23 protein-coding genes are annotated in these 26,131 nt (G+C 49.2%); 10 read left to right on the top strand and 13 right to left on the bottom strand.

Features of this window, described 5'->3' with window-relative positions; translation table 11 throughout:
- Positions 1-62 precede the first annotated feature (62 nt).
- A complete protein-coding gene (locus ACUTVW_RS15735) occupies positions 63-1,778 on the top strand; it encodes a copper resistance protein CopC (RefSeq protein ID WP_445646681.1) in 1,716 nt (571 codons plus the stop codon).
- A gap of 63 nt (positions 1,779-1,841) precedes the next feature.
- Entirely contained in the window at positions 1,842-2,642 is an 801-nt protein-coding gene (locus tag ACUTVW_RS15730) for a YcnI family copper-binding membrane protein (protein ID WP_445646680.1), read from the top strand.
- A gap of 214 nt (positions 2,643-2,856) precedes the next feature.
- Here ACUTVW_RS15730 and ACUTVW_RS15725 read toward each other — a convergent pair whose 3' ends face one another.
- The 4 genes from ACUTVW_RS15725 to ACUTVW_RS15710 form a co-directional block, all read right to left on the bottom strand.
- A complete protein-coding gene (locus tag ACUTVW_RS15725) occupies positions 2,857-3,129 on the bottom strand; it encodes a hypothetical protein (protein WP_090918837.1) in 273 nt (90 codons plus the stop codon).
- Between the two features lie 69 nt (positions 3,130-3,198).
- A complete protein-coding gene (locus ACUTVW_RS15720) occupies positions 3,199-4,536 on the bottom strand; it encodes a lipase family protein (RefSeq protein ID WP_445646679.1) in 1,338 nt (445 codons plus the stop codon).
- A 16-nt stretch (positions 4,537-4,552) separates the two neighbouring features.
- Complete coding sequence (locus ACUTVW_RS15715; protein WP_445646678.1) at positions 4,553-4,834, bottom strand: hypothetical protein; 282 nt, start codon at positions 4,832-4,834, stop codon at positions 4,553-4,555.
- 373 nt (positions 4,835-5,207) lie between these two features.
- Complete coding sequence (locus ACUTVW_RS15710; protein WP_445646677.1) at positions 5,208-6,464, bottom strand: DUF445 domain-containing protein; 1,257 nt, start codon at positions 6,462-6,464, stop codon at positions 5,208-5,210.
- A gap of 404 nt (positions 6,465-6,868) precedes the next feature.
- Between ACUTVW_RS15710 and ACUTVW_RS15705 the strand changes: the two genes are divergently transcribed.
- The 3 genes from ACUTVW_RS15705 (at position 6,869) to ACUTVW_RS15695 (ending at position 9,332) form a co-directional block, all read left to right on the top strand.
- Positions 6,869-7,696 carry an aldo/keto reductase gene (locus ACUTVW_RS15705; protein WP_445646676.1) on the top strand — a complete coding sequence of 276 codons (828 nt, stop codon included), beginning with the start codon at positions 6,869-6,871 and terminating at the stop codon, positions 7,694-7,696.
- A gap of 269 nt (positions 7,697-7,965) precedes the next feature.
- Entirely contained in the window at positions 7,966-8,484 is a 519-nt protein-coding gene (locus ACUTVW_RS15700; RefSeq protein WP_445646675.1) for a sigma-70 family RNA polymerase sigma factor, read from the top strand.
- On the top strand, positions 8,481-9,332 hold the full coding sequence (locus tag ACUTVW_RS15695) for a DUF4179 domain-containing protein (RefSeq protein WP_445646674.1): 852 nt from the start codon (positions 8,481-8,483) through the stop codon (positions 9,330-9,332). Before ACUTVW_RS15700 ends, ACUTVW_RS15695 begins: the two co-directional genes overlap by 4 nt.
- A gap of 146 nt (positions 9,333-9,478) precedes the next feature.
- On the opposite strand, the gene ACUTVW_RS15690 is transcribed toward ACUTVW_RS15695, so the two are convergent.
- On the bottom strand, positions 9,479-9,937 hold the full coding sequence (locus ACUTVW_RS15690; RefSeq protein WP_445646673.1) for a cupin domain-containing protein: 459 nt from the start codon (positions 9,935-9,937) through the stop codon (positions 9,479-9,481).
- Between the two features lie 280 nt (positions 9,938-10,217).
- Here ACUTVW_RS15690 and ACUTVW_RS15685 point away from each other — a divergent pair, with 280 nt between their 5' ends.
- Entirely contained in the window at positions 10,218-11,069 is an 852-nt protein-coding gene (locus tag ACUTVW_RS15685; RefSeq protein ID WP_445646672.1) for an AraC family transcriptional regulator, read from the top strand.
- A gap of 196 nt (positions 11,070-11,265) precedes the next feature.
- On the opposite strand, the gene ACUTVW_RS15680 is transcribed toward ACUTVW_RS15685, so the two are convergent.
- Positions 11,266-12,879, bottom strand: a complete 1,614-nt coding sequence (locus ACUTVW_RS15680) for a glycoside hydrolase family 28 protein (protein WP_445646671.1) — start codon at positions 12,877-12,879, stop codon at positions 11,266-11,268.
- Positions 12,880-13,303: 424 nt separating this feature from the next.
- Here ACUTVW_RS15680 and ACUTVW_RS15675 point away from each other — a divergent pair, with 424 nt between their 5' ends.
- The 4 genes from ACUTVW_RS15675 to ACUTVW_RS15660 all read left to right on the top strand — a co-directional run bounded on the left by ACUTVW_RS15675 (position 13,304) and on the right by ACUTVW_RS15660 (position 16,691).
- Complete coding sequence (locus ACUTVW_RS15675) at positions 13,304-14,032, top strand: amino acid ABC transporter ATP-binding protein (protein WP_445646670.1); 729 nt, start codon at positions 13,304-13,306, stop codon at positions 14,030-14,032.
- 190 nt (positions 14,033-14,222) lie between these two features.
- Positions 14,223-15,059: an ABC transporter substrate-binding protein gene (locus tag ACUTVW_RS15670; protein ID WP_445646669.1), complete on the top strand. Its 837-nt coding sequence runs from the start codon at positions 14,223-14,225 to the stop codon at positions 15,057-15,059.
- 184 nt (positions 15,060-15,243) lie between these two features.
- The gene (locus tag ACUTVW_RS15665) at positions 15,244-15,966 is read left to right on the top strand and encodes an amino acid ABC transporter permease (RefSeq protein ID WP_445646668.1); all 723 of its coding nucleotides are present in this window, start codon (positions 15,244-15,246) and stop codon (positions 15,964-15,966) included.
- A gap of 74 nt (positions 15,967-16,040) precedes the next feature.
- The gene (locus tag ACUTVW_RS15660) at positions 16,041-16,691 is read left to right on the top strand and encodes an amino acid ABC transporter permease (RefSeq protein ID WP_445646667.1); all 651 of its coding nucleotides are present in this window, start codon (positions 16,041-16,043) and stop codon (positions 16,689-16,691) included.
- 705 nt (positions 16,692-17,396) lie between these two features.
- Here the strand turns inward: ACUTVW_RS15660 and ACUTVW_RS15655 are convergent.
- From ACUTVW_RS15655 to ACUTVW_RS15625, 7 genes are all read right to left on the bottom strand, one after another.
- Entirely contained in the window at positions 17,397-18,752 is a 1,356-nt protein-coding gene (locus ACUTVW_RS15655) for an FAD-dependent oxidoreductase (protein WP_445646666.1), read from the bottom strand.
- Positions 18,753-18,779: 27 nt separating this feature from the next.
- Positions 18,780-19,625 carry a carbohydrate ABC transporter permease gene (locus ACUTVW_RS15650; protein WP_445646792.1) on the bottom strand — a complete coding sequence of 282 codons (846 nt, stop codon included), beginning with the start codon at positions 19,623-19,625 and terminating at the stop codon, positions 18,780-18,782.
- Positions 19,618-20,532 carry a carbohydrate ABC transporter permease gene (locus ACUTVW_RS15645; RefSeq protein ID WP_445646665.1) on the bottom strand — a complete coding sequence of 305 codons (915 nt, stop codon included), beginning with the start codon at positions 20,530-20,532 and terminating at the stop codon, positions 19,618-19,620. The genes ACUTVW_RS15650 and ACUTVW_RS15645 overlap by 8 nt, the downstream gene beginning before the upstream one ends.
- Positions 20,529-21,290, bottom strand: a complete 762-nt coding sequence (locus ACUTVW_RS15640) for a hypothetical protein (RefSeq protein WP_445646664.1) — start codon at positions 21,288-21,290, stop codon at positions 20,529-20,531. The genes ACUTVW_RS15645 and ACUTVW_RS15640 overlap by 4 nt, the downstream gene beginning before the upstream one ends.
- Before the next feature lie 315 nt (positions 21,291-21,605).
- Positions 21,606-22,901, bottom strand: coding sequence for an ABC transporter substrate-binding protein (locus ACUTVW_RS15635; RefSeq protein WP_445646663.1), 1,296 nt, complete (start codon positions 22,899-22,901; stop codon positions 21,606-21,608).
- A gap of 244 nt (positions 22,902-23,145) precedes the next feature.
- Positions 23,146-23,922, bottom strand: coding sequence for a response regulator transcription factor (locus tag ACUTVW_RS15630; protein ID WP_154959973.1), 777 nt, complete (start codon positions 23,920-23,922; stop codon positions 23,146-23,148).
- A gap of 5 nt (positions 23,923-23,927) precedes the next feature.
- Positions 23,928-25,838, bottom strand: coding sequence for a sensor histidine kinase (locus ACUTVW_RS15625; protein ID WP_445646662.1), 1,911 nt, complete (start codon positions 25,836-25,838; stop codon positions 23,928-23,930).
- Positions 25,839-26,131 lie beyond the last annotated feature (293 nt).

Below are 26,131 nucleotides of genomic sequence, written 5' to 3'. Positions count from 1 at the left end.
AGATTATGTGTGAACGATGAATTATGGAAGCTGTAAATCTATAACCCGAGGGTGATGATTTTTTGAATGTAAGATACTTAACCCTGCGATGGAGCAAACGTCACTGGGTGCTTCTCACCAGCCTGCTACTGGTGTTTTGTCTCGCGATGCCACAATGGGCATCTGCCCATGCTTATATTGTAAAGGCCTCGCCGGAAGAAAATGAACTGCTCGTGACCGCACCGCAGCGGCTGACGCTGGAGTTTAATGAATCGCTGCAGACGGCCTTTTATGATATTAAAATTACCGGGCCTGACGGCAATCAGGCAGACGATGGTAACGTACAGATTGATTCCGCACGTCCGCATATTCTGGAAACCGGTCTGAAAGCCGGACTTGCAGACGGGACGTATGCCGTCAGCTGGAAAGCCGTATCCGCCGATGGTCACCCCATCTCTGGAGTATATGTGTTCCATATCGGTGAACCTTCCGGTGCACCTGCCGGCTTGAAAGATTTGGCATCCGGTTCAGGTGCCACCGGTGGGCCGCTAAAATGGATCGTGTCATTCACGGACTGGATACAGTATCTTGGTCTGTCTATTATTTTAGGTACACTGGCCTTCCTGTTACTGCGAATTGCACCTGCTTCGCTACTCCGGGAACCTATGGACGCACCTGGCAGCTACAAGCTGCTCTGGATTAGCTATGCTGCCGCCTCCTTGGCCGCACTGATCAGCCTCCCCCTGAACACACTTTATGAGTCAGGTGTGACTCTCGGGGAATTCAGTTGGGCACTAATAGGCAGTGCGCTTAAGCTGACCTCTTTCGGACAGATTTGGATGCTGCAGATGCTGATTGCCATGCTGCTCGCCGTCACCCTTCTATCCGGCTATGATCTGGATCGATCCATACGTGTGCGCATCTGGTCGTCTTACGGATCATTGCTGCTTGTACTGGGCTGGCTGCTTACCCATGCCATGACAGGACATCCTGCTGCTGCGGAGCAGCGTGTGTTAGCCGTCACGATGGACTTCGTACACCTGGTCGCTGCCGCATTCTGGATCGGGGCCCTCACCGCTATGGCGGTGTGCCTGCCACCGCTCACCGACCGATTACCCGCAAAACTGCGAGGTGAGGTCTACTGGGCTGCGTTAAGAAGATTCTCCGCTTGGGGGATTGGTGCTGTAGCCGTTCTGGTCGCTACGGGGATCTACAGCAGTCTCGTCATCCTGCCCGATCCGCTACTGAACTCCTTGTTCACGACAGCATACGGCCTGGTTCTGATCGGTAAAATCCTGCTACTTATAGTGATGATCGGTTTCGCGCTGATTCATGCCAAACGAGCAAGAGCCGCCACGGGTAAACAGTTGTCTGGCAGTTTAAAGGCTGAACTCGCTACAGGTGCCATCATTCTTGCGCTGGCGGCTGTACTGACACATCTATCCCCAGGACAACCAGCACCTACTGGCCCCTATCAGGGTACACAGACAACAGAAGATGGCTCCGTGGTTTCTCTTCAGGTAAGTCCAAATGTAACAGGAGAGAACCAGTTTGAAGTCAGCATCAAACGAGCCGATGGCAGTGTAGTCAAAAATCTCGAACAGGTGACGTTGTCACTGACTCATCTGGATATGGATATGGGTATCTATGAGATCACCATTCCAAAGAATGATACGGGCATATATAAAACAGAGGACTACATCTCCATGCCCGGCAACTGGAACATCAAAGTACATGCGCTGACAAGCTCACTTGATGCCTTGGATGCCGAGTTCGAGATTAAGGCTGCGAAGCCGTAGCAAGCTATCTTTATAGAATCGTATTTCAAAAAATAGGTATAAGAATGAGAGGGGTTATTGATTTTGAAAAAGACATCATGGGTATCCAAATTAACATCCGCTATGGCAACAAGTGCAGCAGCATTCCTGCTGTTCTCCGGGTTGGCCAGCGCTCACGTCACGGTGAATCCGTCCGTTGCACAGACCAGTGCATGGCAGACGTATACGATCAAAATACCATCTGAGAAAGAACTGCCAACGACCAAAATCTCACTCAAAATTCCTGAAGGAGTTGCGTTCAAGCAATATCAGCCACTTGCCGGATGGAAGATCACAACCGAGAAGAATGATTCCAACGAAGTGACTTCTATTACTTGGGAGATTGATGGGGATAACCAAGGGATTCTGGCTGGGCAGTTCCAACAGTTTAACTTCGTCGCGCAGAACCCAAAGACTGAAGCAGAAGTAGCATGGGATGCATTCCAATACTACAGCGATGGCAGCATTGTTGAATGGACAGGCCAGCCAGGAGCCAATACGCCTCATAGTATCACAACAATCAGCGAAGACCCTGCAGCTGCTGGTAATGCCGCAGCTGGTGGTGACCACCATGCAGGTACAGCAAAAGATGGCCATGACAGCGCAGGTACAGCGGGTACCGAGACAGGTGACAAAACGGCTGACACGGCAACGGGTGGCAAAAAAGGAAATGATGATACCACTCTCGGAGATGCACTGTCCGATACGGTAACAGGTCAACCGAATAACACGGATTCCGATGCAGGAACCTTGAAGCTGCAACAAGCAACGTTGATCGTATCCATCTTGGCTCTAATCATGTCTTTCCTGGGTATCGCACTGGCTACTCGCCGCAAAAAACGTTAATTCGTATTATGCCTACCCGAGGTGACCACAGGTAAAGATTATTAATAAGATACAAAAAAGAGTTTGCAGCACACGGGATAACCCCGTTCATGCTGCAAACTCCTTTTTTGTCACTACCCTAATGACCACATATGATTTCGTTTCAAATCTATACAAGTACCCTTCATAGCTGTCCAGCATATGTGCCATCCGCAATATGGCACTGTGCTGTCCTTTAACGCTGCTGATCCGTTTGAATCATAAATTCGATATACTGGATCAGACTTTTCTTCTGCATCTCAATCGATTGGATACGCTTGGCGAGGCCTGCGAAGAACTCTTCAATCTGCTGCCTCGTATGATCCGCAGATTGTCCTTTCCAGTCATTCAGACGACTGTATAGCGCCCTTGCCTCCTGCTCATCTGCTTGCATGCGCACCAGCAGCTGTGACAGCTCCTTCTCCGCAATCCGCAGGTCGTTCAGTTCCACCAGCAATTGTCCGCTCATTGATGTATCCCTCCCCCTCAGTGCACGTTCTCACCATGAATGCTCATTTCTCCAGCCTGCCGCTTATCATTAGTTAAAATGAACCGGGCTTTCATCCGCTTGCCGGAAAGCTTCTGCCTTTTCCTCAATAAAGTTCAGGAATTGGCTCGTATGCTTCATATGCCATGTGCTCAGCTCCTGGATCGATGCATCCAAGTGAGTCACAATGGGCTCCAGTCTGCGGCTGCGGCTTGTATGCAAATATTGAGCCATACGTGTCCGCACCTGATTCAGCTCGGCATTGCACTGCTGGGCATTTTGTTTCCAGCGAGAAGCCACACTTTTCAGCTCTTCCGGGGTAACCTGAATCAGACCAGATCCCAGCGCTGCAGCCGCTCCTCTTCCTGCACCGCCCCTTAGCCCCACCTGGCCTACAGCTTTGCTCAGCGGTCCCAGATTCTCCATAAGCCTCGGTGAATAACGAACTCGCTCGCCCGTGATCGGATCATACAAATCGTTGGAGATATAACCATTCTTGAAGTCATATCGATCAAGGCTATGATAGTTTTTTCCACCGAATGTATCACTCACTTTATCAATCAGACTTACGCCATCATTCGCATCTGCGTAATTGGAATCAATATAATACGTAGAGCCTACGTGACGATCATATCCGCCTAATGTTCCGCTAGCGACCAGATCGCCCGGATTGGCATAATTGATGACTTGGCCATCGAGTTCCCCTGCCTCAACCCGCCGACGCATCTCAGGAGTCAAGTTGCCCATAACCGACGGTGCACTGAATGTAACCGCCGGAATACCTGTATAAGCGGATGCATATTGCGCATCCCCACCGCCAAGAGAGTGTCCTGTCAGCGAGAAGTTCAAGTCACCGTACTTGTCTTTCATGCGATTCGCATAATCCTCGGATTGATACATCTGGTTAGCCCAGCCCGTAGGGGAGATCGTCTTCTCGATATCCTTGGCCCGATCGCCAGCCCAGTTCTGTGCGTCGGCTACCCGGTCACCTGCCCAGCTCTCCACTTTGGAAATACCTGTGGAGTCTTTGATATTCTGAACGCCTCTATCGAGCCAATCCGGTGTCAGGTTGTCTACAAATCTTGCCGTGTCTTGTTGCCCTTTACGGATCAACTCTCCGCCCCCGATGCGCGCATCCATGACAAAGTCAGGTACGGAGCGATCCAGAGAGGCACTTCCTTCCGTTCCCCGATAGGCAATAACCGCTTCCTTCGTCTCCGGGTTGTAGAACGTCACGGCATCGAAGCCGGAAAATGTATTGCTCTCTGTGCCCTCCAGCACTTGCCAGCCGGGGAGCTCTGTCAGGCGGTCACCTGCCTTTTGATCCTGATAAGCTAGCTCCGACAGGGTTTTATACGTTTCATCATCGATGTTCCTACCGTTACTCAATCACTGCACCTCCCTTTTATTTGGCGTATGGATCATGTCCTTTAGCTTTAATGACTTCCTCGAGCTCAGGACTGATCACGAGATTTTTGGTGATTTTTTTCTTGTAGTCGTATGAAATGCCAAAGTTCTGATCCTCATGGTCCTTCACATGCCCTTTAAGCCCAATCTGCGACATTGCCATCTCTGGCAGCAGTTCCTTGCTAGTGATCACTACATCCAGATCAAACTTTTCTTTAAAATGCTGCACCACAACCTTCTCAGCCTCCTGGTACAACGCCTGCTTCTCACTCTCGGTCATCTTCTGACACCCTCCCAGCAATATAGTGAACACCATCATCAGTGCGAATAAACTTTTCATCCCTCTTGTGCGCGGAATAGCGATTCCCCCTTTTGGCTTAAACCTATGTAAGTAAAGAGCGCCCCCCTCACCTGTTACATGCATCATAGTACAAAATCAACATAAGGCACATCGGCTCACAGGAGCGTTTTCCTGAAACTTTTTTCCTAGATGATTCATCCCTATATTTGGGTGTATATTACCCGCTTCTAAGACCGTTGTATCACCCTAGCCCTAACTTTTTCCATCTTCATATGAAAAAACTTTCTTCCCAACACCTTCCGGTGTCAAAAAGAAAGCCTGATTTGTTCGTCATGAAGCACGCACTTACCGTTTATTCGAGCACCATCCGCAGCGCAGTTAGCACGACCCCGATAATAAACCCGGTCACCGCACCGTTGATCCGAATCCATTGCAGATCCTGACCCACTTTATCTTCGATCATCGAGATGAGTGAAGCATTATCCATTTTATCTACATTTTCGCGTACGAGATTCCCGATTTTGGAGTGATTTTTCTCCAGCAATGTGGTGACACCTTCCACAATCTTGGCATTCATGCTTGCCATTAACGTTTCATCCGCACGCAGATCCGCCAGAACATTTTCAATGGCAGGCAGCGCATATGTATCCACATAACGGCCATCCTCCATCGCCGCCAGCGCTTTATCCCGCAGCTCTGTGAGTTTGTTGAGTACAGTCTCCTCAGCGTCCCAGCCATCCAGCAGGTTATTTTTCCAGCCGTTCAGGCCATCCTGCACAGCTTCGCTCACCGCAAGTCGCATGGCCTGTGTGTGCAGGGTGCTTAGTACTTTGTAACGAAGTGCACTGCCTTCCCTTTTCATATCCTCTACCCGGTCAAAAAGATACCCTTGAATAATGCCGCCGAGACGTTCTTCATTCAAATAACCCATGAACGCATTCATCGCAAATTGCATGAGTCCATTCATTTGGATACCGCTAATCGCCTTCATGCCGCTATCACCCAGGAACAGAATGGTTTCCGGCTTCACCAGCCACTCCTCCGCCTGCTTCAATGCATAATCCAAAGCCTGGGCATCATACCCTCGCTCTGTCACCTGTACAGCAGCCCGTTCCAGGATCGGCCCAAGGTCAAACGCACCTGCCTGGGACTTGATCTCTTTGGCAACGATTGGAGCGATCTGCTCCAGCGGCAGCCCTGCCAAGATTCGTTTACACAGCGTATCAATCATCGTTTTGATGCCATCACTATGCAATTCCCGCCCCAGCGTATCCAGAACAGTCTCGGCAGCTTTGAAGCCAGCAATTTTCTCCGTAATGCTATCCTTGTTAAGCAGATTATTCTCGACTGCCGAGACAAGACCTTCCGTCATCTTATCCCGGTTCTTCGGCAGCAGCGCCGTATGGGGAATCGGAATGCCAAGCGGATGGCGGAACAGTGCAGTTACCGCAAACCAGTCCGCTAGTCCACCCACCAGCCCCGCCTCAAATGAACCCACCAAGAGTTTACCCACGGGTACCCCTTGAAATGGCAATGATGCTGCAAAACCCGCTCCCATAATTACGAGAGACCAGGCTGCTGCAGTTTTAGTTTGTTTAGGTTTAGCCATGATTATCTTGCTCCTTTATTGTTAATCGCACGGCTCAAGTGGTCATTTGATATAACCGTGCATTATTGGTTTGAATTATGTAGAACGTACGACTCCATGGTTAGGATAAGATTCGGCTGACCGTTATCCTCTCAAGGTCGTTAACAAGGATCACTATTTTTGATATGTATCGTTCGTTTTTCGTATACTTCATCTTATCACCCACAAGCGTCAAAACCAAACCTGCGCTTGCCGAAAAAGGATCAAACAGGGGCTTTTCACGCGGTAGCTTCCCCCACGCTTATCCAAAGAGAGGAAAACTTTAGTATAATAGGTGTGACATCCTGTTAGTGCCCGATTGGCTGCCCAATCTCAGGGTAATAACTTCATATTGAACCGAAGAATCAGAGGAGGAATGACAGATCATGAAGCACGTTCAGGACACAACTACACTTCATAACGGAATCAAAATGCCATGGCTTGGATTTGGCGTATTCAAAGTGAAAGACGGGGATGAGGTTGTAGATGCCGTCAAAACAGCGATAAACGCTGGATACCGCAGCATCGATACCGCGAAAGTATATAACAACGAATCCGGTGTCGCTCAAGGCATTCGTGAATCTGGCATTGCCCGTGAGGATTTGTTTATTACAACAAAAGTATGGAACAGTGATCAAGGCTACGAAAGTACACTTACAGCCTTCGAAGAGAGCATGCAACGTCTGGAACTTGAATATCTCGATCTTTATCTGATCCACTGGCCTGTCAAAGGCAAATATAAAGACACTTGGAGAGCACTGGAAAAGCTCCATAAGGAAGGCCGTATCCGCGCAATCGGCGTGAGCAACTTCCAGATTCATCATCTGGAAGACCTCATGATGGATGCCACTATTAAACCCGCAGTCAATCAAGTGGAGCTTCATCCGCTCCTGACCCAAACGGAGCTGCGCGAGTATTGCAGTAAACACGAGATTCAGATTGAAGCCTGGTCTCCGCTTGGGCAAGGTAATCTGATGGAGCATCCCCTGCTCCAGGATATCGCTGCCAAGTACGGCAAGTCTCCGGCACAAGTCATTCTGCGCTGGGATCTGCAGAACGGCATCGTGACCATTCCGAAATCCGTAACCCCTGAGCGCATTCATGCCAATACCGAACTGTATGATTTCGAGTTAACCGCTGAGGAAATCGAACAGATCAACGGCCTGAACGAGAATAAACGATTCGGTTCCGATCCGGACAATTTTAATTTCTAACCTATTGAATTTAACTACACCCGCCTTCGTTTCTGGAGAGCGGGTGTTTTGGTATCCTTCTGTGCCGGCTATAGTCACAGGATTCGTTGTGAAAAATGAAGACATAGCTCTCGGTGAATGAAGTTAACAATTTTTTTTTGCCAGCTTAGAACTATTTCGTCTGCTCATCAGTCTAACGGGTATCAAACAACTCAAGCACTCTACACAAATCCGGGCCTGGAATACACGAGGACTTGAATATTATTTAGGTTGATCAGGGGGGAACAAGATTGATTAGACTGAACAGCAGAAAAACAAAGGAAGAACAGTTCAGCGAAAAAATAACAACGATTCAAAACAAATTATACAGACTGGCATACTGCTATGTGAAAAATGAACAAGAAGCGCTGGACATCGTATCCGAAGCTACCTACAAAGGTTATATTGCCTATGGCAAGATGGATTCCATGACCTATTTCGATTCCTGGATGTCCCGAATTGTGATTAACACTTCCATCGACCATATCCGGCGCAGCAAACAAGTGACTTATATGGAAGATCACGCACAAGAGTTCGCAGCTCCGGAACGAGGGGCATCAACGGAAGAGAAGATGGACCTGTATGATGCACTGGATCGGCTCGTTCCCGAAGATAGAGCCTACATTATATTAAAGTTCTTCGGTAATATGCGTTTTCGAGAGATCGCTGAAGTGCTCTCACTATCGGAGAATACCGTTAAGTCAAGATTCTATCGGATTATCAATAAATTAAAAATGGATTTAATTGAAGGAGAGGTTGGAGATCTATGACAGGTAGAGAACATTACGAAAATATTGAAATTCCAGCTCAACTTACAGATGTTATTCGTCAAGCCCAGCGAAAAGCGGCTGCTCGCAAGAAATCATCTCGCCTCATTCGCTATGCTTCTGCTCTAACAGCATGTGCAGCTTTTCTGTTCATCGTCAACATTCCTACCGTTGCAAATGCTATGGTCAAAATACCCGTGGTCGGAACGATTGTTCAAGTATTACAATTCGGCGATGGCGGTAAGATTACCGATGGAGTAACCGTGGGTTCGGAGGCAACGGAAAATACGCTTAAAATTAATTTCAGTACCGACGATCAAGATCAGACAACGGATGCACCTTATTATAAGGTAGTACACAAAGCAGCACCCAATCGTATCCTTTTCACCTTCAGCGGTGCACGTTATATGGATATAGAGAAAGTCAAAGCCAACTTCACGACTCAGTCTTTAGTGAAAGATGTTTATGGTTCTATGATTCTAGACGACTCCTCCGTCGGATTCGTTGTTGTTTTAAAAGAAGGCGTACAGTATTCCGTCACGGAATTCAAGAACCCTGGATATTTGGAAGTGAAACTGACCTCTGACGGTAAACCGGTCACACCTCGAAAGGTGTTCTCACTCCGTACAGAACCAATGCCTTTTGGAGAATCGATGGGTATATTAAAAGAAACTTATCCGGATGAAGATATCTCCTTCCTCAAAACATCCACTGGTGAATTCACTGGAGTCATTGGTGATTACAGCACTGCGGAAGAAGCGGAAAATAAGCTCAAAGAACTTGCTCAGCAGCCCGATTATCATGAGGAATTTCATGTGGACAGCTGGATGAGTAACGAGAACCCGAAGTGAGCAGTATTCGCCAGCAACCTGCTGAACATTCACAATGAACATCACGGCGATATAAAAGCAAGAAAGAAGAGTACTCAAAAAAATAACCGATTCAGATGTTAAAGCATCTGGATCGGTTATTCCAATTTAGACTGTTAAACATAAGTTTACGCTTTGGACACCAGCTTGAAATCATCGAAGTGGAAGCCCGGTGCAACGACACAAGTGACCAGTACCGGCTCATCGCCCAGTGGACGTGCCGTCTGCCATACCCCTGCAGGAACAAGTACCTGCGGAGATTGTCCCGCAGCGATATCCATACCGAGAATCAAGACTTGCTCATTCTCCGGATTCTGGCCATTGCCACCCAATTTCAGTTCAATTGGACTGCCGCTGTGCCATAACCACAACTCATCCGAAAGCACCGTGTGCCATTCGGAAACTTCATGAGCATGCAGCAGGAAATACGTTGAACTCGCCGAGAAACGCGGACCCGAGTAGGCATCCGGCAAAACGGATTGCGGGATTTGATACGATGCCTTCCAAACTTCCTTATACCAACCACCTTCAACGTGAGGCTGCATATCCAGCGCAGCTACGAGCGGTGATAATTCGTGTGTTGTCATAACCTGTTTCCTTCCTTCCAACTCATATTCGGGGATGCTCCCAACTAGAGCTTACCTCGCTCTCCCTACTCTAAAACAACATTTCCGTTTTGTCACCTTTACAATAGACAATCTTCTAGTAGTTCACCCGTATCCGTCATTTTTTATCTCCAACCAATGATATCGTATTTATCCCAAAACCAATCTCACTCTTAATGATAGCGTTTACAAAAATATCAACTTTCCGTTATGATATGGATATCAACGCGAGGCCTGAAGTAGAGTAGAGAGGAGTTGCATAATGAGTCTCATTGAAGATCGGATTGGACCGAAGTATCGGATTGGGGATCATGCCTTTACCATAGAACATATGCGAAGACATGACGGAAGCGCAATGCCACAGCCTCATGCTCATTCCTTTTACGAATTATATTACCTGCTCGAAGGTGAACGTGTATACTCCATGAATGGACAGATTCTGCCTGCACGGAAAGGCGACCTGGTTCTCATCAACCCGCATGATGTGCACACGACTTCCAAAGGAAGCAAGCCTGGCTTCGAACGGATTCTCATTGGTTTCTCACCTGCTTTTGCCACGGGTATGGAGCTAGGCATCTGTGGTCTGCTGCCTTTCGAATGCTCTAGCCTGCTTCGTCTCCCTGAGTCAGATCAGCCTGAGGTTGAACGCATATTATGGCAGATGTTACAGGAATGCAAAGAGCGACGCCCTCATTATGAGGTCGCTGTACGTAGTCTGCTGGCCCAGCTTCTCATCCATATTCATCGGGCGCAGGAGGTTATCCGGGAATCTAGTCCAGGGTCATTACACCCGATGCAGGACAAGATCAGCGAGATTGTAACGTATGTAAATAAAAACTATACCGAACCGCTCACATTAGAAGGCGCAGCCGCCCGTTTTTATATCAGTCCCTCTTACCTGAGCCGAATGTTCAGCCGACTTACAGGGTTTCGATTCAGCGAATACTTACGTGTCGTTCGAGTTCGCGAGGCACAGAGAAGGTTGCTTTCGACCCAGGAACGTGTTCAATTTATTGCAGAGAAGGTAGGATTCGAGCATACCGCTCATTTTAACAAAACCTTTAAACAAGTCACAGGCACAACACCGCTACGTTATCGCAAAGAGCATCGGTGAAATCCGCATGCTACTATGCCCTGTACTTGCTATATACAAAACCGAGTGGGCAGCCCTGATCCAGTCCAATATGGTTGCTTTCTATCTCTGGCGAAAGCAACGACGACTGGATATATGACTGCCCTACTTCGGTTACTTATTTCTCTTGCCGCTTAAGCTGCTGGAATAATGCTACGCCAAGACCATAAACCACTGTTTATCTACGAATAATGACGCCACTCCGGACTTCGGGACTGACAGATATCTGGCGCCCCTCGGTATCTGCATCGCTTTCCCGGCAGACGATACCTGCAGATTCATGCCCCGTGACCATCAGCAGCTTCCCATTCGCTCCCACACCATGAATGTCCTCTAGCGCTGCGCCTTTGCAATTGTGAAGATGAATTAGCGGACCTTCGGTAATCTGTGCGTGCAGCCCCGTAATCTGCAAATGTTTCGCCTGAGCACACTGGACACCTGTACGAGCTTCTACGCTGTAACGTTCAATACTTACACTGTCCAAAGGCATCTCCGGCAGACCACTGACAAACAGTGCGCTATCGGCACCCGCGCAGACCACATCCGAGATGCGAATATCCCGGAAGATCGGTGTCTCTTCGCTGACCTCTTTGGCCAGATCCCCACCTCGGGCAGATCCCTCCTGATTGGCATAGAAAAAGGAAAACGAAATGGCTTCCATAATGATATCCTTCATATAGATACGCTCAATCTGAATATCTTCTACGACACCGCCGCGTCCGCGTGCACTCTTGAAACGCAGACCGATATCCGTACCGATAAACGTACAATCTGTTACCCGTACATGCCGTACACCGCCGGACATCTCACTTCCGATAACAAAACCGCCATGACCATGGTATACCTTGCAATCCCGAATCGTGACGTACTCCGATGGCAGCCCCAGTTCGCGTCCCTCGGCATCTTTGCCTGATTTCATGCAGATTGCATCGTCACCCACATCAAATATGCTCTGTTCCACCAGAACATGGCGACAGGATTCAATATCCAGTCCATCTCCGTTCTGGGAGAACCACGGGTTACGTACGTTTACCTTACGAATGGTCACATGTTCACATGCCCAAGGGTGCAGGTTCCAGGCCGGTGAGTTCTGGAATGTAGGCCCCTCCAGCAGAACCCGTCTGCACTGGCGTAAGCTGACCATGTTCGGTCGCAGGAAATCACGGATATCTTCATGTGCATGGATATCAGTTACCTTTTCCAGGTATAGCTTCTCGGCAATTGCCCCGCCATCCATCGCAGATTGGGAAGGCCACCAGATCTGTTCCTCCGAGCCGGACGTTTCCACAACACCACCTGTGGCAAGCAATCGTTCCCACTGGGTGGCTGTCATCTTGGAACGTTTAACCGGACGCCAGGCTTCACCACCCCCATCCCAGATCCCTTCCCCCGTAATCGCAATATCTTCAAGACCGTCTGCATCAATTGGAGACTGACAGCGTACGACCTGCCAGCCCTCAAAGGTGGATGCGATGAGCGGATACATGTCAAAATCCTTACTGAAGGTTACCAGCGCCCCGGCTTGCACATGCAGTTCGATCTGACTACGAAGCACAATAGGTCCCGTGAGCCACACCCCAGCGGGGATGATGATCTTGCCTCCACCCGCGTCTGCACAAGCAGCAATAACCAGTCGGAAGGCCTCTGTGTTATCTGTAATACCGTCTCCAACGGCACCATACTCCGTAATATGAAAGTCATTTCCAGGGATAACGGGCAGTTCTACTTCGTAAGCTTCAAGATCAGCTGCACGGTCTGACCCTGCTGACATCGGGGAGCGGTATATATTCATGGTATGAAGTCATCCTCTCTCTACTGTAGTTCTCTCATTTCATCATATCAACGGCACGATAGGGACGGGTTGAGCTTTTTTGCCAGGTACAGGGTGAACTTGATGTTATTTGTTATTTCGTTTTCTATCCTGTTCATGAAAAAAGTACATCAATTCCAGTTTACAATATACATCAATTCCAGTCATTGTAAATAAACTAGGAGTATCGATTCATTTTTTTGTCAGCATTCGTCACAAGAATTTTATCTATCTAACATATATATAACGTAATTTTGGTCTATAGCCCTATACACCCTATTACTTATGTCATGTTTTATTACAGACTAATTGCTATTAGGAGGATGTCTATGTATGATTAAATAACTACTTTGCAATAATACCTTTTTATTCCTTTTATTTTCTATCGCAGAAAGGGTGTGTGTTCTTGATTGAATTTAAAAGTGTGCAAAAGCATTTCGGTCATTTCCATGTCCTCAAGGATATTCATCTTCGCATCGAAGAAGGAGAAGTCGTTGTTATTGTCGGGCCCTCAGGCTCTGGCAAAAGCACACTGCTCCGCTGTATTAACCGTCTGGAGACGATTAGTGAGGGCGAACTCGTTGTCAGCGGCATTCCCCTGCATCAGAAAAAGGTGGACATCAACCTTGTCCGCCGCGACATCGGCATGGTATTTCAACACTTCAATCTGTATCCCCACAAAAAAGTCATCGATAACATTACCCTCGCACCCATTAAGGTGCGCAAACAACCCAAAGCTCAGGCAGCAGCAACAGCTATGAAATATCTGGAACGGGTTGGCATTGCTGATAAAGCAGACAGTTACCCTTCCCAGTTGTCCGGTGGACAGCAGCAGCGTGTAGCCATTGCGAGAGGACTTGCGATGGAACCCAAGATTATGCTTTTTGACGAACCTACCTCTGCCCTGGATCCCGAGATGATCGGAGAAGTCCTTGATGTAATGCGCTCCCTCGCCCACAACGGCATGACGATGGTTGTTGTTACCCATGAGATGGGCTTTGCCCGCGAGGTGGCAGACCGTGTGATTTTCATGGATGAGGGCCGAATCATAGAAGAGGCGCCCGCAACATCCTTTTTTGACAACCCCCGAGAAGAACGAGCACAACAGTTCCTTAGCCGCCTGATCCATCATTAGCCCATAACTCTCTACTTTCACCAAAAGCATAACTATATAAGTTGAACTAAAGATTTTACACAGTCCACTCCAATGTCAGAATAACCTGGAGAGTAGCGGTTATCCCCAGATTTTTTGAATTCTCTTTCCAAAGGGAAAAATAGTTCAATCATTTACGCGCACTCCACATTTTGAAAGGGGTCTTAAATTAATGAAAAACAAAATGAAGTTCCCGTCTTTAACGTTAATGTTGGTGCTTATGCTATCGCTTATATTGTCTGGCTGTAACACGGGTACAGATACGCCCGCAACGAGCGGCGGGGGCGATGCGGAAGCGAAAGGAACGATCGAGCGGATTAAGGAGCGCGGCAAGCTGCTTGCTGGTGTGAAGTACGATACGAAACTATTTGGACTCAAAGACCCGGCAAGCGGCGATGTGGAAGGCTTTGATATCGATATAGCCAAGGCGCTAGCCAAGCAGATTTTAGGAGATGAAACCAAGGTTGAGCTGAAAGAAGTGACCTCCAAAACACGGATTCCGATGCTGCAGAACGGAGATATCGACATCATTATTGCCACAATGACCATCACGGATGAGCGGAAAGAGCAAGTGGATTTCAGTGATGTGTACTTCGAGGCAGGACAGTCCTTGCTGGTGAAAAACGACAGTGCCATCACCGGACTGGAGAGCCTGGATGGCGTGAAGGTGCTTGCCGTGAAGGGTTCCACGTCTGCCCAGAACATTCGCGAGAAGGCACCTAAAGCCGAAGTGCTGGAATTTGATAATTACCAGGATGCATTTACCGCGCTAAAAGCTGGCAAAGGTGAAGCGCTGACGACCGACAATATCATTCTTATCGGCATGCAACAGACGGACAACAACTACAAGCTGGTTGGCGGTAATTTCACAAGCGAGCCTTATGGTATGGCGATCCGTAAAGGTGATTCCGCTTTTGTAGAAGAAGTGAACAAGGTGCTGAAAGAACTGAAGGATAGCGGTGAGTATGACACACTGCATGAGAAGTGGCTAGGCAGTAAGCCTGAGTAACGTGTAGTACACATCTGTTGAAGACGTAGGGTGTTCAGACTTATTGCGAGGAATGTTATAGGCCTCGATGAACCGAAGAAGTTACACGCAACTATGCACTTCAAGCATCTGCCGCATGCGAGGTTCGCATGTAGCAGATGCGCTGTTGTTTTATTTTCACACCTGGAGAACGGGGGCTCTTGTTATGGGCACATTGGATTTTGGCGTACTGTTCAGGCACTCGGGCCGGTTTATGGAAGGATTTCTGAATACGGTTCAAGTGAGCGTTATGGCCCTGATTGGCAGCTTTGTGCTGGGGGCCATTCTGGCGATTTTTCGGATCTCTCCGATCAAGCCGTTGAACTGGTTCGGTGCCGCTTTTGTTGAGTTTATCCGTAACATTCCACTGCTGCTGGTCGTGTTCTTTTTCTATCTTGGACTACCTGCGCTGGGCATCTCTCTGGATGGATTTGTTGCAGGCACACTGGGACTGACGATCTACACGGCTGTGTTCATTGCAGAAGCGATTCGGGCAGGCATTCAAACTGTACCTCGCGGACAGCTGGAGGCTGCTCGATCCTCCGGGCTGTCTTATGTACAGGCCATGAACTTGATCATTCTGCCACAAGCGATCAAAATTGTTCTACCCTCTATTGGCAACCAATTTATTAATCTGGTCAAAAACTCTTCCATTCTGGCGGTGGTGGCCGGCATGGACTTGATGTATTTTGCTGACATCGTGAACTCGGATACGTTCCAGCCGCTAAGTGTATACACCATTGTTGCCCTATTCTATCTGACGCTGACCTTACCGCTCAGCTTCCTGGTGCATTATATGGAACGCAGATTTGGACAGAGTGATGCGGAGGCACGCAAACCCAAAGGCAAACCGAAGAAAAATAAACCTGCCGGGCAGGTTACGATGTAGGGCAGATCATAGCACTCGGCTTATGTATTACACAGATGAAACATATATCGCTCACCGAAGGAGGCATCGGATGTATGGACTTTAGCGGGGCCTATGAATGGCCTAACCTTCGTTTTCTGCTGCAAGGATTTTGGGTGACCCTGCAAGTCGCGGGCTTATCCATTGTGTTCAGCTTTATACTGGGTACGCTGCTCGGTACGATACGATTCACACGGATTCCCGTCCTCTCCCAGATTGTGGCGGTCATCGTAGATACCATTCGTAACCTGCCGCTGCTGCTCATTATCTTTTTTATCCATATCGTACTGCCTCAGCTTGGTATTAAATTGCCCGCCTTCTGGTCAACCGTAGTGGGACTGAGTTTGTTTGAAGGTGCCATGATTGCAGAAATCGTACGAAGCGGTCTTAAATCTGTGGAACGTGGTCAGGTGGAAGCAGCACGCTCGTCCGGCCTAAGCTACATGCAGACACTCAGCGGCATCATTATGCCACAGGCTCTGCGCCGTATGTCTCCGCCCATGGTCAGCCAGTTCATCTCCCTATTGAAGGATACGTCACTGGCGATCATCATCTCCCTGCCAGAGCTGATGCGCAATGTGCAGATTCTCGGCGGTCAGAGCTTTGATTACATTATCCCCGCGCTACTGCTGGCAGCCGTGCTGTATTTCATCATCAACTACTCTCTCTCCATCGTCGCGAGAAGACTTGAGGCACGAATGAACTAGGGAGGATAACCGTTGTTTTATTTCAGTCGCTTGTGGCAATGGTTCGAAGTTCAAAAGCTCCGGTTACACCTAATTCTCGGGATCGGAGCTTTTGAATTCTAACGATCTCAGATGAGCTTATTTAGCCATTTTCGAAGCATTTTAAATTCTAACGATCCGTAGGAAGCTTATTTTGCTGATTCCGGCCATTTTCCACGCCATTTGGAGCAATTTCAGCAAAATAGCGTCACTGGGGATCGTTAGAAATTTTTTATCTACTTTTTTGTCCAAATAAGGCTTCTGGTGATCGTTAGAATTTCACCACTGTGCGGTTACGCTAACTTCGGCCCTTTTTCCCGAGTTATTCCACCTTCACCAATGTTATAGGAGAGTAGAACAGCTTCAAAGGTTCGCAGCCCCACACATTCTAAGCCGTGTTACTTACGAATCCGTCTTCGCTTCCAACGAACTTAAGACGTTCTCGCAGCTTCTCCACCCCTGCTCATTCTTATTCCAACCTATCTTCTGATGGTACCTACCTATACTTCTACATGTTTTCTACCTGCGCTCATCTTCTTTGCCTGCTCTTCAAATAACTCTCCCTCGTATGTCTTACCTCGTGCATTCTATAAAGAACCCTATACCCTTACCTTCACTCCAACGTCACTCTTTCCATCCTCACTCTTCGCTTAAATCGCAACCATTTGGGTGCACCACTCTCTTTCATTAGATAGCAGCACCATTACATCTTAGTTCCGTCTGCAACAGTGATACAGGCAGCTTCGCAGGCACAAGTTTCAGCTTCACTGCCATAGCCGCCGCTGTGCCCGCAGCCTCTCCGGTTGCCATACAGCTTGGGGTCAGCCTGGTTGTGGCATGAGCCTCATGTGTCGTGGAGATACAGCGCCCGGCAGCCAGCAGATTACTCATATTAAGCGAGATGAGACAACGATAGGGAATATCATATGCACCGTCACCTCGAATAAAAGCGGCAGTCACGCCTTGTCCGGAGGGATCGTGAATATCGATAGGATAACCGCTTCTGGCGACCACATCGCCAAACTTCCGCCCTGCTACTACATCCTCCTGAGTCAGCGCATAATGTCCAATGACACGTCTGGATTCACGAATACCGATTTGTGGTGCGACAGCGGAGATCGAAGCTCGTTCGAAGCCCGGAACATCATTCCGCAGAAACTCGGCGATCATCAGAACCTGCTTCCGCCCTTCCTGTTCAGCTTCGGTTAAATCCACAGCATTGGTGGCATCAAGCCCCTGCACCCGGGTACAGTTAATCAACACTTCATCTTCTGCTGGTCCGGTAAAAAACAACACCTGGTCACGTTGCACAGGTACCGCCGCTTTCTTCCAGTGGGAGTAAAAACCACTCACGCCCGTTAACGGAATCTTGTCCAACTCGGCAAAGGGGGTTTTCTCATAAAAATCCTCCGGATGCTCCTGCATATACTGCTTCACACGCCCAAGGTCTACGCCGCGCATACGAAATTTCATTGTCATGGGCTGAGACTGGCTGTCTTCCTCCCGTCCCTTCGCTATAGCAGCACCAGCCAGATAAGCCACATCTGCATCACCGCTCGCATCGACAAATACGTTCGCCTGAAGCTCCAGCTGACCGGATTTGTTCGTAACTCGCACCGCCTCTACTCGGTCATCCACCGCAGTAACACCATCTACGAAACTGTGCAGCAACAGCCGAACTCCCGCCTCCTTCAACATTTCTGCGGCAACCACCTGATAAACAGCCGAATCATACGGTGTCACGCTATGCACAAAACCAACCGTATCACGCAGATGCCCGGGGGAACCGCCCCGCGCCTGCAAGCGATCTACAATCTCCTGTGCAATCCCCCGAATAACTTGCTCGCCCTGCTCGGTATGAAACGTCATCCACGGATAGACCATAGCAGCCGTTGACATCCCGCCAACAAATCCGTAGCGTTCCACCAACACCACGCGAACACCCTGCCGCCCTGCTGCAATCGCCGCCGCTATTCCTGCGGGACCGCCTCCGACAATGACAACATCCGCCGTTTCTCTTTTCACATACTGCCGTTCACCCATAAGTCACCTTCCCCCTTCCGATTCTAACTACTCCTTCAATCCCGTCATCGCCACACCCTCAATGAAACGCCGCTGCGCCAGGAAAAAGACGATCAATAGCGGCACCGTCGCCATCACGGTTGCACTCATCAAATACTGCCAGGCTGTGCCCACCTCATCCGTGAACAGGGACAATCCCAGCGGTAACGTCATCAGCTCTCTCGAATTGATAAAAATCAACGGATCAAAGAACTCATTCCAGCTCGTCACAAATGTAAAAATAGTCAGCGTTGCCATACCCGGCTTGGCAAGGGGAAGCATAATCTGCCAATAGATCCGAAAACGGCTACAACCATCAATCATCGCTGCTTCCTCCAGCTCGGTGGGCACCGTAATAAAAAACTGCCGCATCACAAAGATGCCAAACACACCACCCGCGCCAAAGATCGGCAGTAAAATTAGCGGAAGATGCGTATCAATCCACCCCAGCTGCCGCATAAACAGAAACATCGGAATGGCCGTCACCTCATGTGGGATCATCATCGCGCTCAGCAAAATGAGGAAGACCACATTCCGTCCCTTAAACGGAATCTTGGCAAAGGCATAACCCGCAAGCGAAGCAAAAAACACCGTGCCAAGCACCACCAACGCAGAGATGTACACACTGTTCCCGTAAAAACGGTGAAACGGAATCAATCGAAACACATCGATATAATTCTGAAATTGCAACGTGTCCGGTATCCACTGCGGCGGATAGGTAAATATGCTCTGCGGTTCCTTGAGAGATGTCGAGATCATCCAAATCAACGGAACAATCATGATCAGCGAAACTGCCGTCAGCACAAGATATGTGCCTGCAGCAGTACCGAACCTCCGTCCTGTCAACCTAGGCATCGCCTTCACCAAACACCCACCTCTTTCGGAGCTGCCATTGCAGCAGCGTCAGAATCAGCACAATCAGGAACAGCACATACGCAAGGGACGAAGCATAGCCGAACTGAAACAGCTTAAATGCTTTTTCCCAGATGTAGTAGACCAGAACTTTCGTGCTGTTGCTCGGCCCGCCCTGGGTCATGACATAGATCTGTCCAAATACTTTGAGCGACCCAATGACGGTCATCACGACGGTCAGAAATACGGTCGGCGTGATCATAGGCAGGGTGACGTTGAAAAAAGAAGCCCTTCTGCCCGCGCCGTCCAGTGTCGCCGCTTCGTACAGGGAACGCGGGACTTGCTGAAGTGCTGCAATGAACAGCACCATGTTCAGACCCACATTTTTCAGCACACTCGTCACAATGACCGCAGGCATCGCCAGATTCGGATCGTATAGCCAGGCAGGGCCCTTAATACCGATCATCAACAACAGCTGATTGATTAACCCCGACTCTGTTGCATACATCAGCTTCCACACGATGGCCCATACAATTAATGACGTCATTACCGGAACGAAAATGGCCGTTCTGAACAGGCCGATCCCTCGAATGTTTTTGGAAAGCAGCAGGGCGAGCACCAAAGCGAGTACGATATTCAGCGGCACCAGACCTGCCGTAAAATAAATCGTATTGCCGAGCACTTCCCAAAACATGGCGTCCGTCATAATATCCCGGTAATTGTCCAGTCCGATAAAATGGTGATCCCCAAGCAGCGGCCAATCCGTCAGGCTCATATAAAACGCAAGCCCCATTGGGAACAGAAGCAGCAAAGTAAAGCCCAGCACCACCGGTGAAATAAACAACCAGCCAGCAATCTGCGCTTCCCTGGCGAGCGGCCCTCCGCGTCTCCGCTTGTTGGATCGGCTCACGAGCCATCCCTCCCAGTCAGACGATCTATTGCATTGCGGAAGCTACTCACCGCTCTACGCAGCTCATCCTCCGTTTTGCCTGTAACCATGGCCCCGAGCATAATAGCCTTGATGCCGCTATGGTGAAGCACGGAAATATCCTCCGGCACCAGCTTGCGCTGGGAAGGGACAAGTACGGGTACTCCAGCCTGCAAGACCAGCTGCCGATAACGAAGCACGTCCGCGAAGCTCAGCGGGGTGCCGTATTCATTGCCGGGTACAATTGAAGCCTCCAGTGCAGTAAAACCATAATGTGCAGCAGATGCCACCAGAGACGTATCATACTCGTTGTTAATCGCAAACGTAGATTCCAGCCCAAGATCTTGCAGCATAAAAGAAGGCAGATGATGCGCATAGATCGAGTAGAAGTCAAAGCCCATACCCGCCAGTCGCTCCACATCTTCTCTCCGTGTCCCTTCAATACTGCCGGATGGCACAACGCCGAGCGGACCTCCGAACTCTGAGCGGATCGCTCGAAATACCTCCGTGTATTCATCCAGCGAACCAAAGTGGTTGCCGCTTGCGCGATGGCCCACATTATAGTGCACCTTCAGGGCATCCGCGCCTTCCTCCAATGCCGCCCGAGCCAGTGCGAGATCATTCCCGGGCAGACTGACGATGAGCGACAGCGGTTTTTCACCCAGCATCGTCTGTAATCGCGCCGTCTTTGAAATATCCTCTCTATCCCAGAGATGACCAGCCTTCTGCGAATTCTGCATAACCTTGCACCTCCTGTGCCTGTTTCGTCTCCTATGTCTGTTCTTCTTCTGTATCTGTTCCGTCCTCTGCGGCAGCTGTATCTTTTGCATATCCGGCGACGGCTTTGTAAGCTCGAGCCGCTCCTCATTTTCCTTTTACGATCTGTTACGACCTGTCACGATCTGTTCTTCCCTCCAATAGGTCCTGCTTGTTCTCCCCTGTTACGGTTGTTGGTTTTGGCTGGTTTTGGTTGGTTGTCGGTTTGTCCTGGCAATGTCCCGTTTCATCTATGACTTGTCACTGCTTTCACTGCCTTTACTGCTTTCACTGCCTTTTCAGGGCTGTAGTATGCGCTGTACTTCCGTTTGCATTTGTTTCAAATTATCCTCTGGCGAGGCTGTACGGGCGAACAACCGGTCGAACCCTTGCAGCACCGCGTTATCAATGTCCTGCCAGCGGATATGTCCCGGAATCAGACGGGCTTTCGGCATTTCATCAATGACCGCCTGCACGATATGCTCTTTACTTGGGTTGTTCGGCTGCTGGATGAAGGCGTCGGAGTTCAGCACCGACGTACGCGCAGGCACAAAGTACGTCGCGGTTGCCTGCGTTCCCTGTTCACTGGCAAAATACTTCAGCAATTTCTTCGTCTCCTCCGGGTGCTTGCTATCCTTAAACATGGCATAACCCGCCTGCCCCAGCATCGGTACGCTGCCCTGTGAACCGGACGGCATAGGCGCAATGCTCCATTTGAAATCCTTGATCTCCCTTGCTTTGGACACATAACTGTAGTTATCGAAGAACATGCCCACATTTCCTGCATCAAAGCTCACCTGCTCCCCCGCTTTCGGGTGGGATTCGTCGGTAAACATCATGCGCTCCAGCATGGCGAAGGTCTGTACACCGTACGGATCATTCCAGGTAAACGCTGTCATATCTTCATTGAACGGCCCGCTTCCGTTAGACCAGGAGTATGAAGAAAGCACGGCCCAGGTCTTCCAGTCCCGAAAAAAGTTAGCCCCATAGATGCGATTCGCCGCATCCTTGCTGGTTATCGCTTTGGCAGAAGCCTCGAACTGCTCCCACGTCCACTCGCCTTTGGCAGCCAGCGTATTCGGATCGGTCAGCCCAGCCTTGTCAAACAGCGTCTGATTATAAAACATCACCACAGGCGGTGTGGAAAACGGCAAGCCTAACAGTTGATCTCCCTCACGGAAGAGATCCAGCGTGCTGGGAATGTAATCGTCCAGCTTGAATTGTGCATCATCCTTGAACGCCGACACGTCGGCCAGGATGTGATTGGACTTGAATTGTGGTATCATGCGTTCCGATACCCAGGCCAGATCAGGAAGCGATCCGCCAGCGGCAAGCACCGATATTTTCTGCTGATAGTCGGCAAAGGGTACCGATTCCATCGTTACCTTAATGCCCGGATTCTCTTTGGTAAAGCCATCGATCAGCTTGTTGTACACATCAATGTGTGCCTGATTGCCCCACATCATGAACTTCAGCTCTACCTTGTCGTTCTCTCCACCAGAGGCGTTAGAACCCCCGCCCATATTGGTGCTAGTACACCCGATTAGAGCTGTGATCATAAGCGCGAGAATCAGCATCAGTCCTGCCTTTTTCATGGAAATCCCCCTTATGGACGTTATGGTATTCCTGTGCCACCCCAGTATATCGAAAGCGCTGCTTGCTCCTAAATCACGTCAGTTGCAGAAATGGTACGTTTTTTAAAGAGATTTACTCGTGGCTCTGTCCCTGCCCTCATACAGTACTCGCCTAAATGCTCTCTATACTTCGCTCGTCCAAACTCTTCTAAACCAAGAGGCATTGTACTAGTGCTAATCCCTTGCCTTTACTCTCTGTTTCTTACTACTCCCCACGCTGTACACCATATCCGTCACGGTACTCCCCTGCCGTACACCCCATCTGCTGTTTAAAAACCAACATAAAATGTTTCGGACTCTGATATCCAGATAACCGGGCAACGTCATAGATTTTGAGTCCGGTGTTGGCCAGCAGCCACTTGGCACGTTCCATTCGAGCCTCCGCGATATATTCCGAATAGTTGATGCCCGTCTCGGTTTTGAATAATTGGCTCAGATACGTCGGGTTCAGATTGACCAGTGAAGCAACCGTCTGGAGCCGCAGATCACCATCGGGATGCTGGTGGATATGCTCTTTCACGCTACGAATAATTTTGCGAGGTTCCCCGTGTTCCGGGTTGGCTGCGCCAGAGGTTTCGGGGATGGGAAGTGTGGAGAGACCATACCTACGGTCCAGCAGCGATTGTATTTTTTGCAGACATTTCACCAGTTCATGACGTTCGATTGGCTTCAAAAGATAACTTAATACCCCGTGTTCCATCGCCCTGCGTGCATATTCGAACTCCCCGTACCCGCTGATGATAAGCATCAGCAGATCAGGGTACATCTCTCTCGCTAATGAAACCAGCGTCAATCCATCCATCTCGCGCATACGGATATCCGTGATTAGTACATCCGGCACTTCACAGCGCAGTACCTCCAATGCCTCGGCTCCGCTTGCCGCTTCCCCCACCACCTGAAACTGAGGGGATGCCTGTACAATCAACTCTCGTAACCCCTGACGAATCACCGTTTCATCCTCCACAAGCAGTACTTTATACATGCGTATCAATCCCCTTTCCGTTGAAGGTGAATGGATAAAGTCACAACCAGCCCTTGTCCGGGGCTGCCATCAACCGTTAGTCCGCTGTCTTTTCCATACACCAGATGCAGCCTTTGAGCGATATTGTGCAACCCCAGACTTTCCCCGGCATGACGATGCAGAATGGGATTAGCGGTTGGGTACACGTTTTGTCCAGAAACGGTCTGCCCAGAGACAGAAGCATTTAACCGATCCAGCTCCTCCTGTTCCATCCCTTTGCCATTGTCCCGAACACTGATGAGCAGTTCCTGATCGAATAAAACGGCAGATACCCAGATCATGCCGCCATTATTACCACCCGTGCTGCCGCCTGCTAGCCGTCCTTCGATCCCATGGCAGATTGCATTTTCCACCAGCGGTTGCAGGATCAGCTTGGGAACAAGACAGTCGTTAACCTCTTCCTCCATGTCATAAATAATCTCCAGTTCACCGTTGTAACGCACTTGCTGAATTCGTACATAAGAATCGACAAACGCCAGCTCTTCCCGCAGCGTCACCATGCGATCTGCCTTATCAATGGTGTATCGAAGTAACCTGCCAAGCGCTGTCACCATGGCAGATACTTCGGCATGCCTCTGGCGGACAGCCATCATGTTGATCGACTCCAGTGTGTTGTATATAAAATGAGGGTTCATCTGGCTCTGTAGCGCCGACAATTCAGCCTCCCGTTCCTGAATTTCGAGCATATACACCTCATGGAACAGACGGTGGATCTCCTCCATCATCCGGTTAAATCCCCTGCTGATCTGCCCCAGTTCATCACTGCTGTACTGAGTAACCCGCTGACTGAAATCCCCCTGTTCCACACGAATCATATGATGTTTCAGACGGATAAGCGGACGTGTGACCCTATACGATACGAGTACGGCGAGGATCGCTACAGCCGCCATACAGAGAAGAGCAAGTCCCATCGTAAAGGTCAGCATCTCCCCAGACTCCTTTTGAATGACCGTAATTGGCGTCAGACTGATCACGGACAACCCTGAATATCCTGAATGATGCTTTACATGGAGATAAGATCTTCCCTCCAGCTCTATCTTCTGATTGTCTGCATAATCCTGATGCTTTCCATGAGATAACAAAGGAGCATAAGCGGATAAGCCGTCTGTTGACGTTTTTTCAAAAATAAGACGTTGCTGGCTGTCCACGATCATCAGACTTGCCTTTTGCTCAAAATTCAGGTTGGATAATAGCTGTCCAAATGCCTCCAGCCGGATATCGATCAAAATGTACCCCAGCCGCTGTAGCGTTCCCGGATCACGCAGCTCTCTGCCCACGCTGATGTATTCCGCTTCCTGACCTCTTACGTAGTAGCCGGGAATATGCGGAGGAAGCAAGTGCCATATGCCTTCGGTGCCCCTCAGTTCGGCAAACCATTTCTCTTGGTTGCCGTCCCAGACGGGTTTGACCGCAAGGGAGTCCAGATTGGAGAACAGGATGCCGCTGTTGCTGATCAGATGAATGCCTCGAATCTCTGGCCGATCATAGGCTTGAGCGGACGTATACAGCTTCATTTTCTGATAATCATCCGACTTCGCCCACGTCCCTGCACCCATCGCCCCATCGTACTTCCGCAGGATTCTAAGAACGGTCTCGTCATAAAGCGGCAAGAGCGACAACCGCTCAAAATCCTTGAGCATTCGGTTCAGATTGGTGTTGATCTGCCTCACCATATCAATGGTGAATTGCTCCGTCTTGCGATCCAGCGTCTGCGAAAAATGAGCGTAGCTCATCACCCCCTGCAAGCTAAGCGGCAAGAGCGTCAATGCCAGAAAAAGCACTAGCAGCTTGGAGCGCAGGTTTATGCTTTTTCGGATTGAGCTGAAACCTATGAAATCTCGAATAGAACGAACAAAGTTCAACGTCCTTTCTGCCATTCACTTGTCCCCCTCCTTCGTTTCATTGTATGAGCCCTCGCTGTTGTTCGATGAAATGGTTCAATCCGTTGGAACCAACAGATGCATCCATTCCGGGTGAATTGAGGTCATCATATCCAGTTTAGAGATGTCGCGACGATCCTGTAAGCTATGGATTTAGTACGGAATTTAAAGAGGAATTGGATGGAAGGCTGTTATGGGAGTAAGTTAGGGAAGCGTGATTTATCTTTCGGAAAACATTAAAAGCCGAATGCAATTAAGCAGTCGGCTTCTTTTGGGTCACATCAAAAAAC

Source organism: Paenibacillus sp. TSA_86.1 (assembly GCF_052691815.1).
The sequence above is the reverse complement of the archived record's forward strand: the minus strand, read 5'-3'. Positions and strand labels throughout refer to the sequence as shown.